This window comes from Paenibacillus sp. UNC496MF (genome assembly GCF_900113915.1).
GTDB classification, from domain to species: Bacteria; Bacillota; Bacilli; order Paenibacillales; family Paenibacillaceae; genus Paenibacillus_Z; species Paenibacillus_Z artemisiicola.
This window is the reverse complement of record NZ_FORE01000038.1, coordinates 1-1,232: the sequence shown is the minus strand read 5'-3', so window position 1 is coordinate 1,232 and position 1,232 is coordinate 1. Positions and strand designations below refer to the sequence as shown.

At 52.0% G+C, this 1,232-nt stretch carries 1 protein-coding gene; it reads left to right on the top strand.

All coding sequences use genetic code 11. The features are described 5' to 3' along the window. The coding region (locus tag BMZ79_RS33465; protein WP_143089211.1) for a non-ribosomal peptide synthetase at window positions 1–1,232 on the top strand (1,232 nt) is incomplete at both ends.

The window sequence follows — 1,232 nt, the reverse complement described above, 5'->3', positions numbered from 1 at the left end:
ACGTACCGGGAACTGAACGCGCGGGCGAATCAGCTGGCGCGGGTGCTGCGGAAGAAAGGCGTGCAGCCGGGTGAGCTTATCGGCATTCAAGTCAATCGTTCTGCAGATATGGTCATTGGGGTGCTGGGCGTATGGAAAGCGGGCGGTGCTTACGTGCCGATCGACCCCGATTATCCGAAAGAGCGGATCCAATATATGCTCGAAGAAAGCCGCGCGAAGCTGCTTTTAACTCAAACATCGATTTCGGAGCCGGACTCCTTTTCAGGAGAGGTTATGAATTTGGATGAAGCGTCGATGGAATCGGAAGAAACGACTAATCTGCATTCCGTTACGAAGCGGAATGATTTAGCTTATGTGATGTTCACGTCGGGTACGACCGGATTGCCGAAGGGCGTCATGATCGAGCAGCGGAATATCCAAAACCTGTATTATGCGTGGGTAAAGGAATACAATTTGAATTCCTTCCCGGTTCATCTTTTGCAAATGGCGAGCTTTTCTTTCGACGTCTTCGTCGGAGATCTGACGCGTTCGCTGCTTCATGGCGGAAAAATGGTCATTTGTTCGAACGAAGATCGTTTGGACCCGGCTGCTTTGGCTCAAATCATGGCGAAGCATGAAATTTCATTCTTCAATTCGACTCCTGCGCTCATTTTTTCGCTCATGGAAAGGATTGAAGAGTGGCAGATTAGAACCTTGAAATGGTTAATTATAGGCGCCGATAGTTGTCCACCGCTTGAATTTGAGAAGCTGCAAAAAAGATTGGGTTCCCGCACACGGGTAATTAATTGCTATGGCGTCACGGAAGCCTGTGTGGATGCCAGCTGCTTTGAGTCGGACTTAAACGCCGACACCGGATATCTTTCGTCTGCAGGAAATACGCCAATCGGCAAACCGCTATCGAATGTCCGTTTGTATGTAACCGATGCAAATCAACGTCTTCTGCCGGTAGGCGTGGCGGGAGAATTGTATATTGGCGGTGCCGGGGTTGGCCCAGGGTACTGGAACCGTCCGGAACTGACGGCGGAGAAATTCGTGCCGAACCCGTTCGTGCCGGGCGAAAAAATGTACAAAACCGGGGATCTCGCGAGATGGCTGCCGGACGGAAACATAGAGTTCCTAGGCCGGATCGACCACCAAGTGAAAATCCGGGGCTACCGGATCGAACTGGGCGAGATCGAAGCGCAGCTGCTGCAAACGGGGCTTGCGCAGGAAGCGGTCGTCATCGCACGCGA